Annotated in this window: 1 protein-coding gene; it reads right to left on the bottom strand. The window is 43.4% G+C overall.

Features of this window, described 5'->3' with window-relative positions; translation table 11 throughout:
• A partial coding sequence (locus AM629_RS22935) for an Rpn family recombination-promoting nuclease/putative transposase (RefSeq protein ID WP_200905748.1) occupies positions 1 to 96 on the bottom strand: 96 nt, incomplete at its 3' end.
• Positions 97 to 376: the final 280 nt, after the last annotated feature.

Genomic DNA, 376 nt, shown 5'->3' with positions numbered 1-376 from the left:
CAGATAAAGGGATAAAAACTCCCTGGCCGTTTCGGGCTGCGTTAAAAAATGCTTGAATAACGCGTCATGGTGAGGCCGTTTTTCTTTCTTTGCCACAATCTGTTTCTCTGTCTTATCAGGTAGTCATGACTACTCGTTGTCTATCCCCGTCATCTTTCAAGTTGGCGGCACTCACTCCAGTTACAGAGTTATCTATGCTCCCGGGGATTCGCGCTCTTGCCGCCGCGAGGCATCTTGAAATCCATAGGGTATAAATAAGAACAAAAATGCCGATCTTGAATATCGGCATTTTGCTGTATAAAAAGAAGATTAATTTAATGCTTTAACGCTTCAATTTTATCCCGGCTCAGTCCGGTACTGGTGACAATAATATCCA

The organism is Photorhabdus heterorhabditis (assembly GCF_001280945.1).
Lineage (GTDB): Bacteria > Pseudomonadota > Gammaproteobacteria > Enterobacterales > Enterobacteriaceae > Photorhabdus > Photorhabdus heterorhabditis.
The sequence above is the reverse complement of the archived record's forward strand: the minus strand, read 5'-3'. Positions and strand labels throughout refer to the sequence as shown.